The sequence below is a fragment of the Bradyrhizobium sp. 172 genome (assembly GCF_023101065.1).
Taxonomy (GTDB): Bacteria; Pseudomonadota; Alphaproteobacteria; order Rhizobiales; family Xanthobacteraceae; genus Bradyrhizobium; species Bradyrhizobium canariense_D.
Genome location: NZ_CP064701.1, coordinates 7,135,245 through 7,150,268, shown reverse-complemented (window position 1 = coordinate 7,150,268; position 15,024 = coordinate 7,135,245). Strand labels below are relative to the sequence as shown.

Below are 15,024 nucleotides of genomic sequence, written 5' to 3'. Positions count from 1 at the left end.
CCATGCTGTCACCTGTCCGCCTCGTCTCCGAAGCCGCCGAACTCGCCGCGCGCCGTCACAACGGCATGGCGCGCAAGGGCCGCGGTCATGAGCCTTACATCAACCACCTCGCCGAGGTCGCGAACCTGCTTGCGACCGCGACCGACGGCGCCGACGCCGAACTGGTTGCAGCCGGCTGGCTGCATGATGCGATCGAGGACACCGACACCACGCGCGAGGAGCTCGCGCAAAAATTCTCCGACCGTGTCGCGTCGCTTGTCGACGAGTGCACCGACGATATGAGCCTGTCGAAGCCGGAGCGGCGGCGGCGTCAGGTGCTCGACGCACCGAAAAAATCGGCTGGCGCCAGGCTGATCAAGATCGCCGACAAGATCAGCAATATCGGCGCGCGCGTACATTCGGATCCGACGGCCGAGGAACGTGACGATCTCGTCGATTATACCGACTGGGCCGAACAGGTTGTCGCTGGTTGCCGCGGCGGTAACTCTTGGCTCGATACGACCTTCGACGACATGGTGCTCACAGCGAGAACCTCTCTGTGAGCACCGATCCAGAATTCAAACGCAAACGGGGCTTGTGATGTCCGTCAAAATAAAGCGTTCCGTCTATGCCGACATGTTCGGCCCGACCACCGGCGACAAGGTGCGGCTGGCCGACACGGATCTCATCATCGAGGTCGAGAAGGACTTCACCAGCTACGGCGAGGAAGTGAAGTTCGGCGGCGGCAAGGTGATCCGCGACGGCATGGGCCAGTCGCAGGTCACCAACAGGCAGGGCGCGGCCGACACAGTCATCACCAATGCGCTGATCGTCGATCACTGGGGCATCGTGAAGGCCGACGTCGCGATCAAGGACGGCATGATCGCCGGCATCGGCAAGGCCGGCAATCCCGACATCCAGCCCGGTGTCACCATCATCATCGGCCCCGGCACGGACGTGATCGCGGGTGAAGGCAAGATCCTCACCGCGGGCGGCTTCGACAGCCACATCCATTTCATCTGTCCGCAGCAGATCGAGCACGCGCTGATGTCGGGCGTCACCTCGATGCTAGGGGGCGGCACCGGCCCCTCGCACGGCACGTTCGCCACCACCTGCACGCCGGGGCCGTGGCACATGGGGCGGATGATCCAATCGTTCGACGCATTCCCGGTCAATCTCGGCGTCTCCGGCAAGGGCAACGCCTCGCGGCCCGCCGCGCTGGTCGAGATGATCAAGGCCGGCGCCTGTGCGCTGAAGCTGCACGAAGACTGGGGCACCACGCCTGCCGCGATCGACAATTGCCTGTCGGTCGCCGACGACTACGACATCCAGGTGATGATCCACACCGACACGCTCAACGAATCCGGCTTCGTCGAGGATACGATCAAGGCGTTCAAAGGCCGCACCATCCACGCCTTCCACACCGAGGGCGCCGGCGGCGGTCACGCCCCCGATATCATCAAGGTCGCAGGGCTGAAGAACGTGCTGCCGTCCTCGACCAACCCGACGCGGCCCTTCACGCGCAACACCATCGACGAGCATCTGGACATGCTGATGGTGTGCCACCACCTCGATCCCTCGATCGCGGAAGACCTGGCGTTCGCCGAAAGCCGCATTCGCAAGGAGACCATCGCGGCCGAGGACATCCTGCATGATCTCGGCGCGCTCTCGATGATCTCCTCGGACTCCCAGGCCATGGGCCGCCTCGGCGAGGTCATCATCCGGACCTGGCAGACCGCCGACAAGATGAAGAAGCAGCGCGGTTCGCTGCCGCAGGACAAGGGCAAGGACAACGACAATTTCCGCGTCAAGCGCTACATCGCCAAATACACGATCAATCCCGCGATCGCCCATGGCGTTTCGAAGCTGATCGGCTCGGTGGAGAAGGGCAAGCTCGCCGATCTCGTGCTGTGGTCGCCGGCCTTCTTCGGCGTCAAGCCGGATTGCGTCGTCAAGGGCGGCATGATCGTCGCCGCTCCCATGGGCGATCCCAACGCCTCGATCCCGACCCCGCAGCCGGTGCATTATCAGCCGATGTTCGGCGCCTTCGGCAAGGCGCGCACCGCGTCCTCGGTGGTGTTCACCTCGAAGGCCGCCATCACCGGCGGCCTCGCGCGTAAGCTCGGCATCGACAAGAAGCTCTATGCGGTCCAGAACACCCGCGGAAAAATCTCGAAGAAAAGCATGATCCACAACGACGCCACGCCCAATATCGAGGTCGATCCTGAGACCTATGAGGTCCGCGCCGACGGCGAGCTTTTGACCTGCGCCCCCGCCGAGGTGCTGCCGATGGCGCAGCGATATTTCATGTACTGAAATAGCGCCTCAACGCATGTCCCAGGACCATGTCCTGGTCGCATATCCGGGAGCGGCTTTTCCGGGTTTTGCGTTCGATCCCGCCTGGTCTAAGGTCCCGCCCGGTATCTGAAGCCCAGAAGAAAAGCCGGGAGGATTTCTCGTGATCTACGTCGTCGCCACCTTGACCATCAAGCCTGAAACGCGCGCCGAATTCATTGCAGCCGCCACCGCCTGCATCAAGGAGACGCGGAAAGAGCCCGGCAATATCGCCTATGATCTGCATGAGAGCGTCACCGATCCCGCCAAGATGGTGTTCGTCGAGCAGTGGGAGAATGCCGAGGCGCTGGTGCCGCATCGCGCCATGGAGCACATGAAGACGTTCGGCCGCGTCGCGGTGAAGTGTTTTACGGCGCCGCCGAAGATCGAAGTGATCACGCCCGAGAAGGTCGAGACACGGTAACGGGGTAAACGCGGATGATCCGGGCGACGCAGGTCAGGGGACAACACCGCTTCGCGGAAGCGCCGGCGGATACGGTCGTGCTCGATTTCGACGATCGGCACCGCCGCCGCATGGCAATGACGGGGACGCGGGGACTCGAGTTCCTGCTCGACCTGGAGAATGCCGTCGCGCTGCGCGGCGGCGATGCGCTGGTGTTGGAGGACGGCCGGCTGGTCGAGGTGGTCGCTGCGCCCGAGCCGCTGCTCGAGATCCGCGGCCACGATCCGCACCACCTTATTCGTGTCGGCTGGCATCTCGGCAATCGCCATCTGCCGACGCAGATCATGGCCAAGAGCCTGCGCATCCGCCGCGACCACGTCATCGAAGCCATGGTGAAGGGCCTCGGCGCGCGCGTGATCGAGATCGAGGCGCCGTTCGATCCCGAAGGCGGCGCCTATGCGGATGCCGGACATGCGCATGGACACGACGACCACGCGCATCACGATCACGGCCACGATGATCATCACGGTCATGATCACCATCATGATCATGCCGCACATGGCGACGGTCACGATCACCATCACCACCACGACGAGCATTGCGATCACCCGGACCATCACCACGGCCACAAGCATGCTCATGACCACAAATGAGCCGGTCGCGGCCCGCGACCTCGCGGAGTGCGAGGCGGCGGCGCTGTACCGGTTGATGACCTGGCTGTCGCCGGCGTTTCCCGTCGGGGGCTTTTCCTACTCCAGCGGCATCGAATGGGCGGTCGAAGCCGGTGACATCAACGACACCGCGTCGCTGGCGGACTGGCTCGATGCGATGCTTCGCGATGGCTCTGGCTTCTGCGATGCGACGTTTCTGGTCCACGCCTATCGCGCCACTGAAGCGGGCGAGGGCGACACCTTGGGCGATATCGCCGAGCTCGCCGCGGCCTTCGTGCCGTCGCGCGAGCGGCAGCTGGAGACGACATCGCAGGGCCGTGCCTTCATCGACATCGCCCGCGCCGCGTGGGATGCAGACGGGCTGGATGCGATGGTTGCGGCATGCCGTACGCCACTGGTCTATCCCGTTGCCGTTGGCGTGGTCGCTGCGATGCACGGCGTGCCGCTGGCGCCGACGCTGCACGCCTTCCTGCATGCGCTGGTCTCGAACTGGATTTCCGCGGCCAGCCGGCTCATTCCGCTCGGCCAGACCGACAGCCAGCGCGTGCTGGTGAGGCTGGAAGCCGCGGTTGCCGCGACGGCGAATCGTGCGCTGAATGCGACATTGGACGATGTCGGCGGCGCGACGTTCCGCGCCGACCTCGCCAGCGTGCGGCACGAGACGCAATATACGCGGCTGTTCAGATCTTGAGCGGGTTCGTCGCTTTCACTGTCGTCCTGGCGAAAGCCAGGACCCATAACCACGGGTGCGCGTGGTTATGCACAGATGTGGCTGCAGCGTGCCGTGACAATCGGATTCAGTGGTAACGGGTCCTGGCTTTCGCCAGGACGACGATAGGAAAAAAAGCAATGGCTACATCTCACGGCCCCTTGCGTGTCGGCATCGGCGGTCCGGTCGGATCGGGCAAGACTGCGCTGATGGACCTGCTCTGCAAGACCATGCGCGAGCGCTACGACATCGCCGCGATCACCAACGACATCTACACCAAATGGGATGCGGAATTCCTGGTACGCTCGGGCTCGCTGACGCCGGATCGCATTGCCGGGGTCGAGACCGGCGGCTGCCCGCACACCGCGATCCGCGAGGACGCCTCGATGAATCTCGCCGCGGTGGCGGATATGCGCGCCAAGTTTCCCGGACTCGATCTCGTGCTGATCGAATCCGGCGGTGATAACCTCGCTGCCACTTTTTCCCCGGAGCTCGCCGATCTCACCATTTACGTCATCGACGTGGCGGCCGGCGACAAGATCCCGTCCAAGGGCGGCCCCGGCATCACCCGGTCCGACCTCCTTGTCATCAACAAGATCGACTTGGCGCCCCATGTCGGCGCCTCCCTGGAAAAGATGGAGACGGACGCCAGGCGGATGCGCGGCGAGCGGCCGTTCGTCATGACCAACCTGAAAAAGAGCCAGGGGCTGGACCGCATCATCGGCTTCATTGAGGCCAAAGGCGGCTTGAAACGGGCCGGCTGACCGGCGCGACGACCTAACGCAGGCGTTTCCCCCGTTAACACCGTGGGCAGAGCCGTGTCCGCGGAACAAATTTCGGTCACGGCAATTGATTACCTCCGGTGCCCGGAGCAAATCCAACTCGGCCGGACCATCGGCGGGCCGATTTAAGCTTCTCAGGCGACCAAGTTGCGTACCGATGCCTCCTCCTTCATTATCTCGGCGATTGGGGTTCACCCTGTTTCGGCACGTGCCCGTTCGAGCGGCGTCCATATGCTCCGTATTTATTGCCGACCTCCTGCTTTCGCCTGAGTAGTCGCGTGGTCCGGCTGGGTTTCATCATCGGCTTCATTGCTCTTCTCGGGGCCTTGCTCTCCGGGCTTGCGGCTTATCGCGTCCACGACCAGGAGCTGGCGCTGGACCGGATCGCGCTGGCGCGCGCGATCGATGTCCATGCGAGCCTGGTCCAGGACCGGCTCACCGAGCGCGAACTGCTCGCGCGGGTTGCCTCCGGCCTGTTCCGGGCGCCGTCGGTGCTCAAGCCCAACATGCTCGAGCCGCTGCGCTCGGCCATCTACGCCTTCAAGACCGATTTCGTGGTGGCGGGCTGGGTCGCCCGCCTGAAGCCGAACGAGCTTGCCGCAGCACAAGCCGCGATCGCGAGCGCCGGCTTCCCCAATCCGCGAATCCGCAGCTATGAGGACAAGCCGATCGATCCGGCAGGTGTCACCCAGCCGATCGATGTGCTGATGGATCTCGAGCCGCGCAGCAACGAGACCAAGGGGCTGCCCGGCCGCAGTTACGACCAGGATCAGGTGCGCGGCGCCATGCTGGCGCGCGCCAGAGTGGAGAAGAGGTCGGTTGCCTCAGAACCGGTTGCCCTCCTGCGTGGCGACGGGTCGATCGGCATCATTGTGGCGGCTCCCGTCATCCCGGAGGGCGCGACGGAGCCGGCGGGCTTCATCACATTTTCCTATGAGCTCTCTTCCCTGATGCTGACCAACGACGACATGTCGTTGTTCGCGGTTGCGCTGAAGGATCCGCGCCGGGAGGGTGGCGAGTTGGTCGCCAACGATCAAGGCGTGGTCTCGGCCCGCCCGACAGCGGCCGATGGGCCGGCGCCGTCGGCGACGCGCACGGTGAGCTTCGGTGGTCGCGACTGGCAGCTCGGCTATTACGCCAAGACCAATTCGGCGCGCCGCGCCGAGCAGACTGCGATCATCGTGGCGGCGATCGGCCTTGCGATCACCGCGATGGTGTGCGGCCTGTTCGGCTATGTCGCCTACAACAATTTGCGGCTCAGCCGGGAAATCCAGGTCAGAATCGGCTTCGAGCGCCGGCTGACGGCTGTCATCGACGAGCTCAACCATCGGGTCAAAAACATCCTGGCGGTGATCCAGTCGATCGTGACCCGCACGCTGCGCCATGGCTCCGACATCGATGTCGCGCGCGAGCTCCTGATCGGCCGCATCCACGCCATGTCCAACGTCGTCTCGCTGCTCAGCGAGAGCCAGTGGCAGGGTGTCAAGCTGAAGGGCCTGTTCGAGGCGCGCGCCATCCCGCATGCCGACCGCATTGCCGTCACCGGTCCTGATATCGCAGTCAGCGCGCGCGCGGCGCAGAGTCTGTCGCTGCTGTTCTTCGAGCTCGCCTCGCACTCCGACGAGGGCCTGTCGCTTGTCGGCAAGCATCCGCACATCACTGCCAATTGGACGGTGACGAACGAGGGGTCCGGCGAGGTCTTCTATTTCCGCTGGGAGGAGTTCAACACCAGCGAAGCGACGCGCCGCCCCGATTCCGACTTCGGCCTGATCCTGCTCGACCGCGTCGCGCCCGAGGCGCTCGGCGGCACCGCCAAGCGCTATTTCACCGATGTCTCCTATGTCTACGAGCTGACCGCGCCGATGGAGACGGTCGAGGACATGACCGAGCGCGACCGCACCGACAAGCTGTCAGCACCGATCCGGCCTGCGCGGTAATTCGAGGCTAGCTCTTCGGCCGCAGCACGAGGTCAACCAGGGTCCGCGCGTAGGCCGGCGTGATCGGCGCGATGCCGAAGACGTAGCGGTAGAACAGGCTGCCATAGATCGCGTCGTAGAGATCCTGGGGCGGTGCTTCCGCCAGAATGCTGCCGTCGTTCTGGCCCGCGGCGATCATCTCGATCAGCGCGTCGCGGCGGAATTGCAGGTAGCGGGCGTAGAACAGCTCCGCCGAGCCGGTCTTGGAGATGCATTCGGAGATGACGGCGAGCTGGACCTTGCCGAACTCGCCCTGGAGGGCTTCGGCATAGGCGGCGGCATGGCGGCGTGCGCGCGCGGCGGGGCTGCCCGAGCTTGCATGCGGCAGCGGCAGCATCTGCGCGGCATGGTGAAGAAAGGCGTCGATCAGCAAGGCTTCGCGCGACGGCCACCATTTGTAGATCGTCATCTTGGAGACGCTGGAGTGGCGCGCGATCGCGTCAATGGTGGTGGCGGCAAGGCCGGTAGTGGCCATCAGCGCATAGGCGCTTTGGAGAATGGCGTTGGTGGTCTCGATCGACCTTGGCCGGCCGCGCCGGGGCGCGCCGTCGGCTCCCTCATCCCCGCCATTCGCCATCACCACGCCCGGCCTCCCCATGCAATCCGCTGCCGCTCCGCATAGCCCAGCCGTAATGGCCGGCCTAGGGGAATCGGAAGGTGCCGGGTTAGGCCTGTTGCCGCAAGGCCGCGGGCAGGTCCTGCCGCTTCGACCAGGCGATGTAATATGCGACCGCGGCCATCGCCGCGAAGCCGGCCAGGCTCACGGCAATCTGCATCACCACCAAATTGGCGCCGGTGATCAGGATGAGATGGCCGGCAAACGACAGGAACACGCCGACGCAGAACACCGCGAGCCATTCCTCGCCGCATCTGATCACCGCCTGAAGCGGCTTCAGTCGCAGGCCGGGATGATCGGCCGGGACGAAATATGTCGCGAGGAAAGCGAGCGCGAGGAAGTGGACCACGCGATAGGGGGCGAGGTCTTCCTTGTCGGTCGGCGTGATGGTGTTGAGCGCGATATCCGGCAAATAGGCCGCTAGCGTCGGCGAGTGTCGCATCAGCGTGATTGCCATCGCGAATACGAGATAGGCGCCTGCGAGCACGCGCAGCCAGGACAGGCCATGCAGCGCGCGGCCCGACGTGCCGGTCACGGCAAACCAGCCGCCCAGCACCATCAGCATCTGCCAGCAGAACGGGTTGAAGGTCCACTCCTGGTCCGGATAAACCCGGAAATTCCAGCCGAACCAGCGCGCCGCAACGTACAGCGCGACCGACGCCGCCAGCGTCAGGTTCGGACGCCGCAACAGCCCCCACAGCGCGAGTGGAAGGAGGGCCATCAGCGGGATCATCAGCTGAAGAAGATCGAGGTTCAGCGGCTCTTCCTGAAGCACCAGTCCGCGTATCAGGATCCGCAGCGGATGCTCGATGATGCCCGAGATGTTGTATTCGTTGATGATCTCGGGCGCCATCGATTGCGAGGCGACATAGGCGATGGCGTCGATGTAGATCACGAACAGGACGACATAGGCGGCGTAGAGCCGCCACATGCGCTGGAAGATGCGCGTCGCCGCGACGACGTAGCCGCGCTCCAGGGCGATCTTGCCGTGAATGATGGCCATGCCATAGCCGGCCACGAACACGAACAAGTCTGCGGCGCCGCTGAAGCCGAAATTGCGCAGCGTCAGCAAATTGACGACGTTGTTCGGGATGTGGTCGACGAAAACCGACCAGTTGGCGATACCGAGCGTCAAATAGAGCCGGGGGTCGTGTTGAAATGCGGCGAGGTTCGCCTGGACGGACGGTTTCATCGAAAAAATGGCTTTTGGAATCAGGGGCGCTGCTTTTAGCGGCAACCGCCTGCCTATCCGAGTAGCGTTTGCGTGATGGCGCAGGCAAACGGCGCGAAATTGGCGCGGGGCCGCCGGTGCCGATTGGATAGGCGCGTTCGCGGGACCCGTGACGAAATTTTCTAACCCGGTAGCTGCTACTCGGCAGGCTCAGCCGAGGCCTCGTCGGGTACGCCGGCGCGGCTCGCCATGAGTCCGAGGGCGACGCCGCCGATCGCCAGGATCGGCAACAGCCGCTTGATCCCGATGGCGCGAACGATCTGGAGACCGGTGGCGAGCAGCATGGGGTCCGCGAGCATGCTCGAGGCCGCCGATTTCGTGGCGCGCTCGGCCGCGATATGAGCTTGCTTGCGCAGCTGCCGTTTGTAGACCCAATAGCTCACCGCCGCGGTGAGGGTCAGCAGAAAGAAAATGCCCGCACCGGCGAGGCAGGCCTGCACCGGACCATATTTGTTGAGCACCGAAATGAATGCCGCCGCGCACAGGAAGCACGTGGTGATGAAGAGTGCGAACGCCGCGCCTGCTGCCAGCGAGGTCAGCCGCACAGTGGTGCCGGTGGATGCGCTGATCCCGTCGATGATGCGCTGAAACATGGTCTTGCTCCTCAGATCCCCACAAGCCGGCACCGGCGGCGCCGCTGCGCCACCGTCTCGATACCCGTTCGCGATCTCAGCGACGCCAGACCGCGCCGATCAGGAAGCCGATGCCGAGCGCAAGCCCGACGGTCGCGAGCGGCCGCTGCGTGATCGCGTCCTCCAGCGTCTCCTCGATCGAGCCGTAGGCCTCCTGTGCCGCGCCCATCATCGCGCTGCCGCGTTCCGACATGTCGTCGATCGCGGAATCCACGTTTTCGCGCGCTTGGCTATAGCCGCGGCGGGCTTGCTTGCTGGAGGAGTTGGCAAAAGTATTGAGCGCGTCGGTGATCTGATCAGTGAGGGCGGCGATATCGCTTTTCACGGCTGCTACATCCTTCTCGAGGCGTTCTCTGGTGGCTTTGTCGGTCCAGTCTCTCATCCCGGCTTCGGCATTGGTGGTGGACATCAGGGGCTCCGGGCTGTTGACGGTTGAGACAGCCGGGAAACGTTTCGTCGTGGTGTAAGTTCCGTTCACGGAAACCGGTCAGTCCTGCGGGAGCTGCGGCGAATCCTCAGGCAACAGATGCTCCTTCAGGATCAGGGCGACGATCAGCAGCGGCGACGACAGGAACGCGCCCATCGGGCCCCACAGCCAGGTCCAGAACGCCAGCGCCAGCAGCACCGCGAGCGCATTGAGCGCCAGCCGCCGGCCGATGATGGTCGGCGTGACGAAATGTCCCTCCAGGAAGGTGATGCCGCCAAAGGCGAGCGCCGCCATCAGGCCGCCGCTGACGGTCGGGAAGGTGACCAGCCCCACCACGACCAGAATGGCGAACATGGCCACCGGTCCGATGATCGGAATGAAATTGAGGGTGGCCGCCAGCGCGCCGAGGCCAGCCGGATTGGGCATTCCGGTGAGGGCGCAGACGATTCCGGCGGCGACGCCGACGCCGACGTTGATCAGGGTCACAGTCAAAAGGTAGTTGCCGAGATGGACCTCGATCTCGTTGAGGATGCGAAGCGTGCGCAGCCGTGCGTCGTGATCGCTGAAGGTCATGATCATTGCCCGTCGCAGGTCGCGCCAGCTGGCGATGAACAGGATCAGGGTGACGAAGAACAGCAGGAATTCGGTAAAGGTCGGTGACAGGAATTCAATCGTTGGCTGCACCCACTCGAATTTCGGCATCTGGAAGCTTGGCAATCCCTCCGAGCCGCCGAGCATCGTCTGCAGCTCTCGCCACAGCGCCAGCGGCCGGTCGAACACGTGGACCTTGTCTTTCAACTGCGCGCCGAGTTCGGGCAGGCGCGAGCTCCATTCCATCGCCGGCGAGGCGATCAGCGCGACGATGAAGCCGACCACGGCGGTCACCGCGAACACGATCAAGACGGCGGCAAGCCCGCGCGGCACTTTCCGGTACTCCAGAAAGGTCGCTGCCGGCGAGAGCATCGTGCCGGTGACGAACGCCATCACGACAGGCAAAAAGAACGCCTTTCCGACATAGAGCACCGCGACGATTGCGATGAGGAGCAGTCCGGCGAGCGAGAAGGCGACGAGTTCGGTGCGGCGGATCACCGGCGGGAGTTCGCCGTGGCTCTCGGGAAGCGGAGTGCCTTCGCCATTGCCGGGAGTCATACGTTCACTGGGAAGGACGCGCACAATACCTCTCCGGCACGGAGACTTCAGTCCTCGCGCCCATGACCAGGGGAGAACGTCCTCGCGCCCTGCGGGTTCCATCGCGGCTTCGCGAAGAAGCGCTCGCTTGACTCTGACGTCGCTGCTGCATCCCGCCGCGGAACTTGTAGCGGTTGGACCGCGTTGAACAAACCAGCGCATCACCCTGATGCAGGCATCCACACGGGGCAGCACATGACGAAGTTCTCTGCAGTCCGACGCCGCTTATCGCAGCGCCGCATCACCGCTTTTGCCTTTGCAACCGCTTTGCTGGCAGTGCCGTTCGGCGCCGCAAGCGCACAGACGCTGGGCTACACCTATCCGCAAGATCAGGCTTACCCGCAGGACCAGGGCTATTCGCAGGGTTATGCGAGCCCAAGCTATGCGAACCAGGGCTATGCGAACCAAGGCTATGCAAGTCAGAACGCGCAAGCGCCCGACGAGGATGCCGCGCTGCCAGATCGCCTGCGCAGGCAGATTGTCAGCTTCGACCGCAGCGAGCCGGCCGGCACCATCGTCATCGATACCAACAATACTTACCTTTACTATGTGCTCGGCCAGGGCCGCGCGATCCGTTATGGCGTCGGCGTCGGCCGCGAGGGCTTCACCTGGTCGGGCGTGCAGAGCGTCAGCCGCAAGGCGGAGTGGCCGGACTGGCATCCGCCGGCTGAGATGATCGCGCGCCAACCCTATCTGCCCCGCTTCGTCGCTGGTGGCCCCGGCAATCCGCTCGGCGCGCGTGCGATGTATCTCGGGTCGAGCGAATACCGCATCCATGGCACCAACGATCCCACCACGATCGGGAAGTTCGTTTCGTCCGGTTGCATCCGCATGACCAATGAGGATGTCACCGACCTGTTCGGCCGTGTCAATGTCGGCGCCAAGGTGGTCGTGCTACCGAAGAACGCGCCGCTGATGGCGAAAGGCAGTGATTCCGTGCGCAAGCGCCCAGCCGTGACCGCGCTGCCCTCAGGCCGGCAGGCGCTGAACATTTCGAATTCGGCCGTGAACTAAGGGTCGAGTGAGGTCACATGAAGAGACGTTCGATCGGCAAACTCGCCGGGGGCGCGGCGGCGTTCGTCGCCATTGCCTCCTTCGGCCTCGCGCTGACGCCATCCGCCCATGCGGAGGACTTTTTCTCGGCGCTGTTCGGCGGCTTCCGCGGACGGCCGGCGCCCGAGATTCGCATGCCTTTCCAGACCGATGACACGCCGCGCTACGACCCGCCGCGCCAGCGGGCCTCCTACGGTGGCGGCACGGCCTATTGCGTGCGCGGCTGCGACGGACGTTATTTCCCGGCGCAGGGAAACGATTCCGAGAGCAAGGCGCAATCCTGCAAGAGCTTCTGCCCGGCCTCGGAGACCTCGCTGGTCTATGGCGGCAACATCGACGACGCGACGACGGATAAGGGGAAATCCTATTCCGACCTGCCTAACGCGTTCCGCTATCGCAATGAGATTGTCGCAGGCTGTACCTGCAACGGCAAGGATCCGGTCGGGCTCGCTCAGGTCAAGGTCGACGACGATCCCACCTTGCGCAAGGGCGACATCGTCGCGGGCGCGGACGGCCTGGTGGTCGCCAGCCGCAATGCCAACGACCGCCGCGGCGTCGCGATGAATTTCTCGCCGCTGCCCGACTCGGTTCGCGCAAGATTCCGCCAGGTGCCGGTGGTGGCGAAGGAATAGGCCTCAACGTCGTCCTGGCATTCGCCAGGACGACACCAAGAGTGTGGGCTATGCCGCCCGGATCTTGCCGAGGAAGTCGCTGACGTCATGGCCGAGCTGGCGGCTCTGGCTCTCCAGCATCTCGGAGGCGTGTTTCACGTTGTCGGCGGCAGCGGCAGCAGCGTCTGCATCGGATTTGACGCCGGTGATGTTGTCCGAGACGTTCTTGGTGCCCTGCGCCGCAAACTGGGTGCTGCGGGTGATCTCTTGGGTGGCCGCTCCCTGCTCCTGCACGGCGGCGGCGATTGCGGTCGCGACCTCGTTCACTTCGCCGATGATGCCGCCGATGGTCTGGATGGCGCTGATGGCGTCGGCCGCGACCTTCTGGATGTCGGCGATCTGCTCGGAGATCTCCTCGGTCGCCTTCGCCGTCTGGCTCGCCAGCGACTTCACCTCGGAGGCGACCACGGCAAAGCCGCGACCGGCCTCGCCGGCGCGGGCCGCCTCGATCGTGGCGTTAAGCGCGAGCAAATTGGTCTGCTGCGCAATGGTGTTGATCAGGCCGACGACCTCGCCGATGCGGCCGGCCGACTTTTGAAGTCCCTGCACGTGCCGTCGGTCTCGCGCGCCTGGGTCACGGCGCGGCTGGCGATGCCCGCGGCATGCGCGGCCTGCTGACTGATGTCGTTGATCGAGGCGCTCAGCTCTTCGGCGGCGGCGGCGACGCTGTCGACGCTCATGGAGGCGTCATTGGAGGCCTTGCCGGCGATCTGCACGCGGTCGTTGGTCTGCCGCGACACCGCGGAGAGATCGCCCGAGGTCTTGCGCATCTCGCCAGAGGCTTCGCTCAATTCGCCGAGCGTTTTGCGCACCGCGCCCTCGAACTCGCCGACATAGGTCTCGACCGCGCGCTGGCGCGCGGAGGCGCCCGCATTGCGTTCGCGCTCCTGCGCCTCGATCGTGAGCTTGTCGTTGGCCTGCTGCTTGAAGGTCTCCAGCGCGCCGGCAAGCGCGCCGATCTCGTCGTTGCGGTCGAGATAGCCGCTATCGACGGCAAGGTCGCCGCCGGCGACCTTCAGCATGGCGTCCCGGATGGTGTTGAGCGGAGTGATGACGCGGCGGCTGACCAGCATGATCGCGCCGACGGCAAGCCCCACGGCGAGCGCCAGCAGCGTAAGCTGCACGATCAGTGCGCGCTGTGCGGCGCCGCGCTGCTCCTGCGTGTGGATCTTGGCAGCATCGAGCGCACCTTCTGCCACTGTGACGGCGCTCGCCATACGGGCGACCGTGAGCGGGCTCCATTGGTTCGCCGTCATCTCGGGCTTCTCACCCTTGACCAGCGCGTCCGTGAGACGGTCGCGCAAGGCCAGATATTGCGGCTCGAAATACGAGGTCTTGGCGGAGGCCATCGCGGAGGCGAGCCCCGACGGCAACTGCATGCCGGACGTCGACAGCTCCAGCGCCTTCCACATCGCGCTCGTGCCGCCGACATGTTGGGTATAGGCGTAGCGGCCCTCCGTCGTGATCTTGCCGGCGGCCAGCCCGGTCGAGACGATCAGCGATGCTTCGCCTGCGGTGTTGCGGAGCAGCCAGGCGTTCTGCTTGATCGACAGCAGCTGGTCGATCGCGGCGTCCAGGTGATTGACCGTGGCGGCCAACGTGTTCGAGAGCTTGTCGAGCGTGTCGAGCAGGCCCTGCGTTGTCTCCATATATTCCTTGGGCAGACCGGCGCGGCGTTGGTCCTTCGGCTTGGCTACATCCTCCCAGAACTGCTTCTGCTCCTCGATCAGCAGCTTGTAGAGGCGCGCAAGCTCCGGTACCAGCGTGCCTGATTGCGGAAAGTCCATGGCCGGCAGCAGCTCGATCGCGCGCGCCATGGCGGGCATTTGGGCATCGCGCAGCGCGCGCAGATATTTCTCGATCTCGCCGTCCATCGGCTCGGTCGCATTCAGGAGGCGGACCGTGGTCGAGCGGTCGGTGCGCAGATTGTGCATCGCCTTGAACAGATCGGCGGACGTGTCGGCGATCTGCGAGATGCGGTTGGCGGTCTTCAGGCGATCCCAGGACTCGTAGGCGGTGAGCGAGAGCGCGATCACCACGCAGATCGACGTGATCGCGATCACCGCCTTCAGCAGCGCGGATACGGTCAGACGATTCAGCATCGAAGTCCCCCAATTCCCAATACAAAGTTCGTAAAGGCGCCCCGGCAACAGCAGAAAAAGGGGCCCGTCAGACAAGGCAATCGCATGCCGTTTGCGGCTCAGGGCCCAAACGGTTTCCGCATCTGAAAGGAAAAGGGTAAAGTTTTCAGCAGGCCGGCTGATCGTAGAAGTACGTATTTACTAGAAGTTGCAAAGGGTTGCGTCGATGGAACCAAGCCACGAGCTGCGCGTTAGGAGACTGTCAGCAATT

Annotated in this window: 14 protein-coding genes and 1 pseudogene; 9 read left to right on the top strand and 6 right to left on the bottom strand. The window is 64.4% G+C overall.

Translation table 11 applies throughout. From position 1 onward, the window contains the following. The first annotated feature begins 2 nt into the window (after positions 1 to 2). From IVB07_RS33925 to IVB07_RS33895, 7 genes are all read left to right on the top strand, one after another. Entirely contained in the window at positions 3 to 542 is a 540-nt protein-coding gene (locus tag IVB07_RS33925; RefSeq protein ID WP_026232787.1) for an HD domain-containing protein, read from the top strand. Between the two features lie 37 nt (positions 543 to 579). Beyond that, positions 580 to 2,295 (top strand): urease subunit alpha, encoded by a 1,716-nt coding sequence (gene ureC, locus IVB07_RS33920; protein ID WP_018454665.1) that lies wholly within the window; start codon positions 580 to 582, stop codon positions 2,293 to 2,295. A 142-nt stretch (positions 2,296 to 2,437) separates the two neighbouring features. Next, positions 2,438 to 2,737: a putative quinol monooxygenase gene (locus tag IVB07_RS33915; RefSeq protein ID WP_007599815.1), complete on the top strand. Its 300-nt coding sequence runs from the start codon at positions 2,438 to 2,440 to the stop codon at positions 2,735 to 2,737. A gap of 14 nt (positions 2,738 to 2,751) precedes the next feature. Continuing rightward, positions 2,752 to 3,369 carry an urease accessory protein UreE gene (locus tag IVB07_RS33910; protein WP_018454664.1) on the top strand — a complete coding sequence of 206 codons (618 nt, stop codon included), beginning with the start codon at positions 2,752 to 2,754 and terminating at the stop codon, positions 3,367 to 3,369. After that, positions 3,350 to 4,078: an urease accessory protein UreF gene (locus IVB07_RS33905; RefSeq protein WP_018454663.1), complete on the top strand. Its 729-nt coding sequence runs from the start codon at positions 3,350 to 3,352 to the stop codon at positions 4,076 to 4,078. Before IVB07_RS33910 ends, IVB07_RS33905 begins: the two co-directional genes overlap by 20 nt. A 158-nt stretch (positions 4,079 to 4,236) precedes the next feature. Next, complete coding sequence (gene ureG / locus IVB07_RS33900) at positions 4,237 to 4,860, top strand: urease accessory protein UreG (protein WP_026232785.1); 624 nt, start codon at positions 4,237 to 4,239, stop codon at positions 4,858 to 4,860. Between the two features lie 296 nt (positions 4,861 to 5,156). Next, positions 5,157 to 6,815 carry an HWE histidine kinase domain-containing protein gene (locus tag IVB07_RS33895; RefSeq protein ID WP_018454661.1) on the top strand — a complete coding sequence of 553 codons (1,659 nt, stop codon included), beginning with the start codon at positions 5,157 to 5,159 and terminating at the stop codon, positions 6,813 to 6,815. Between the two features lie 7 nt (positions 6,816 to 6,822). On the opposite strand, the gene IVB07_RS33890 is transcribed toward IVB07_RS33895, so the two are convergent. The 5 genes from IVB07_RS33890 to IVB07_RS33870 form a co-directional block, all read right to left on the bottom strand. After that, complete coding sequence (locus tag IVB07_RS33890) at positions 6,823 to 7,452, bottom strand: TetR/AcrR family transcriptional regulator (RefSeq protein WP_026232784.1); 630 nt, start codon at positions 7,450 to 7,452, stop codon at positions 6,823 to 6,825. A 67-nt stretch (positions 7,453 to 7,519) separates the two neighbouring features. Further along, on the bottom strand, positions 7,520 to 8,662 hold the full coding sequence (locus IVB07_RS33885; RefSeq protein WP_018454659.1) for an OpgC domain-containing protein: 1,143 nt from the start codon (positions 8,660 to 8,662) through the stop codon (positions 7,520 to 7,522). A gap of 176 nt (positions 8,663 to 8,838) precedes the next feature. After that, complete coding sequence (locus IVB07_RS33880) at positions 8,839 to 9,294, bottom strand: hypothetical protein (RefSeq protein WP_018454658.1); 456 nt, start codon at positions 9,292 to 9,294, stop codon at positions 8,839 to 8,841. A gap of 76 nt (positions 9,295 to 9,370) precedes the next feature. Then, positions 9,371 to 9,742: a DUF883 family protein gene (locus IVB07_RS33875; RefSeq protein WP_026232783.1), complete on the bottom strand. Its 372-nt coding sequence runs from the start codon at positions 9,740 to 9,742 to the stop codon at positions 9,371 to 9,373. A 78-nt stretch (positions 9,743 to 9,820) separates the two neighbouring features. Next, positions 9,821 to 10,933 carry an AI-2E family transporter gene (locus IVB07_RS33870; protein WP_026232782.1) on the bottom strand — a complete coding sequence of 371 codons (1,113 nt, stop codon included), beginning with the start codon at positions 10,931 to 10,933 and terminating at the stop codon, positions 9,821 to 9,823. 210 nt (positions 10,934 to 11,143) lie between these two features. Here IVB07_RS33870 and IVB07_RS33865 point away from each other — a divergent pair, with 210 nt between their 5' ends. Together IVB07_RS33865 and IVB07_RS33860 are read left to right on the top strand one after the other, a co-directional pair. Beyond that, positions 11,144 to 11,962, top strand: coding sequence for a L,D-transpeptidase (locus tag IVB07_RS33865; RefSeq protein ID WP_204513289.1), 819 nt, complete (start codon positions 11,144 to 11,146; stop codon positions 11,960 to 11,962). A 17-nt stretch (positions 11,963 to 11,979) separates the two neighbouring features. Next, entirely contained in the window at positions 11,980 to 12,633 is a 654-nt protein-coding gene (locus IVB07_RS33860; protein WP_018454654.1) for a DUF2865 domain-containing protein, read from the top strand. A 48-nt stretch (positions 12,634 to 12,681) separates the two neighbouring features. On the opposite strand, the pseudogene IVB07_RS33855 reads toward IVB07_RS33860, so the two are convergent. Continuing rightward, positions 12,682 to 14,774: pseudogene (locus IVB07_RS33855) on the bottom strand (methyl-accepting chemotaxis protein). Between the last annotated feature and the right edge of the window lie 250 nt (positions 14,775 to 15,024).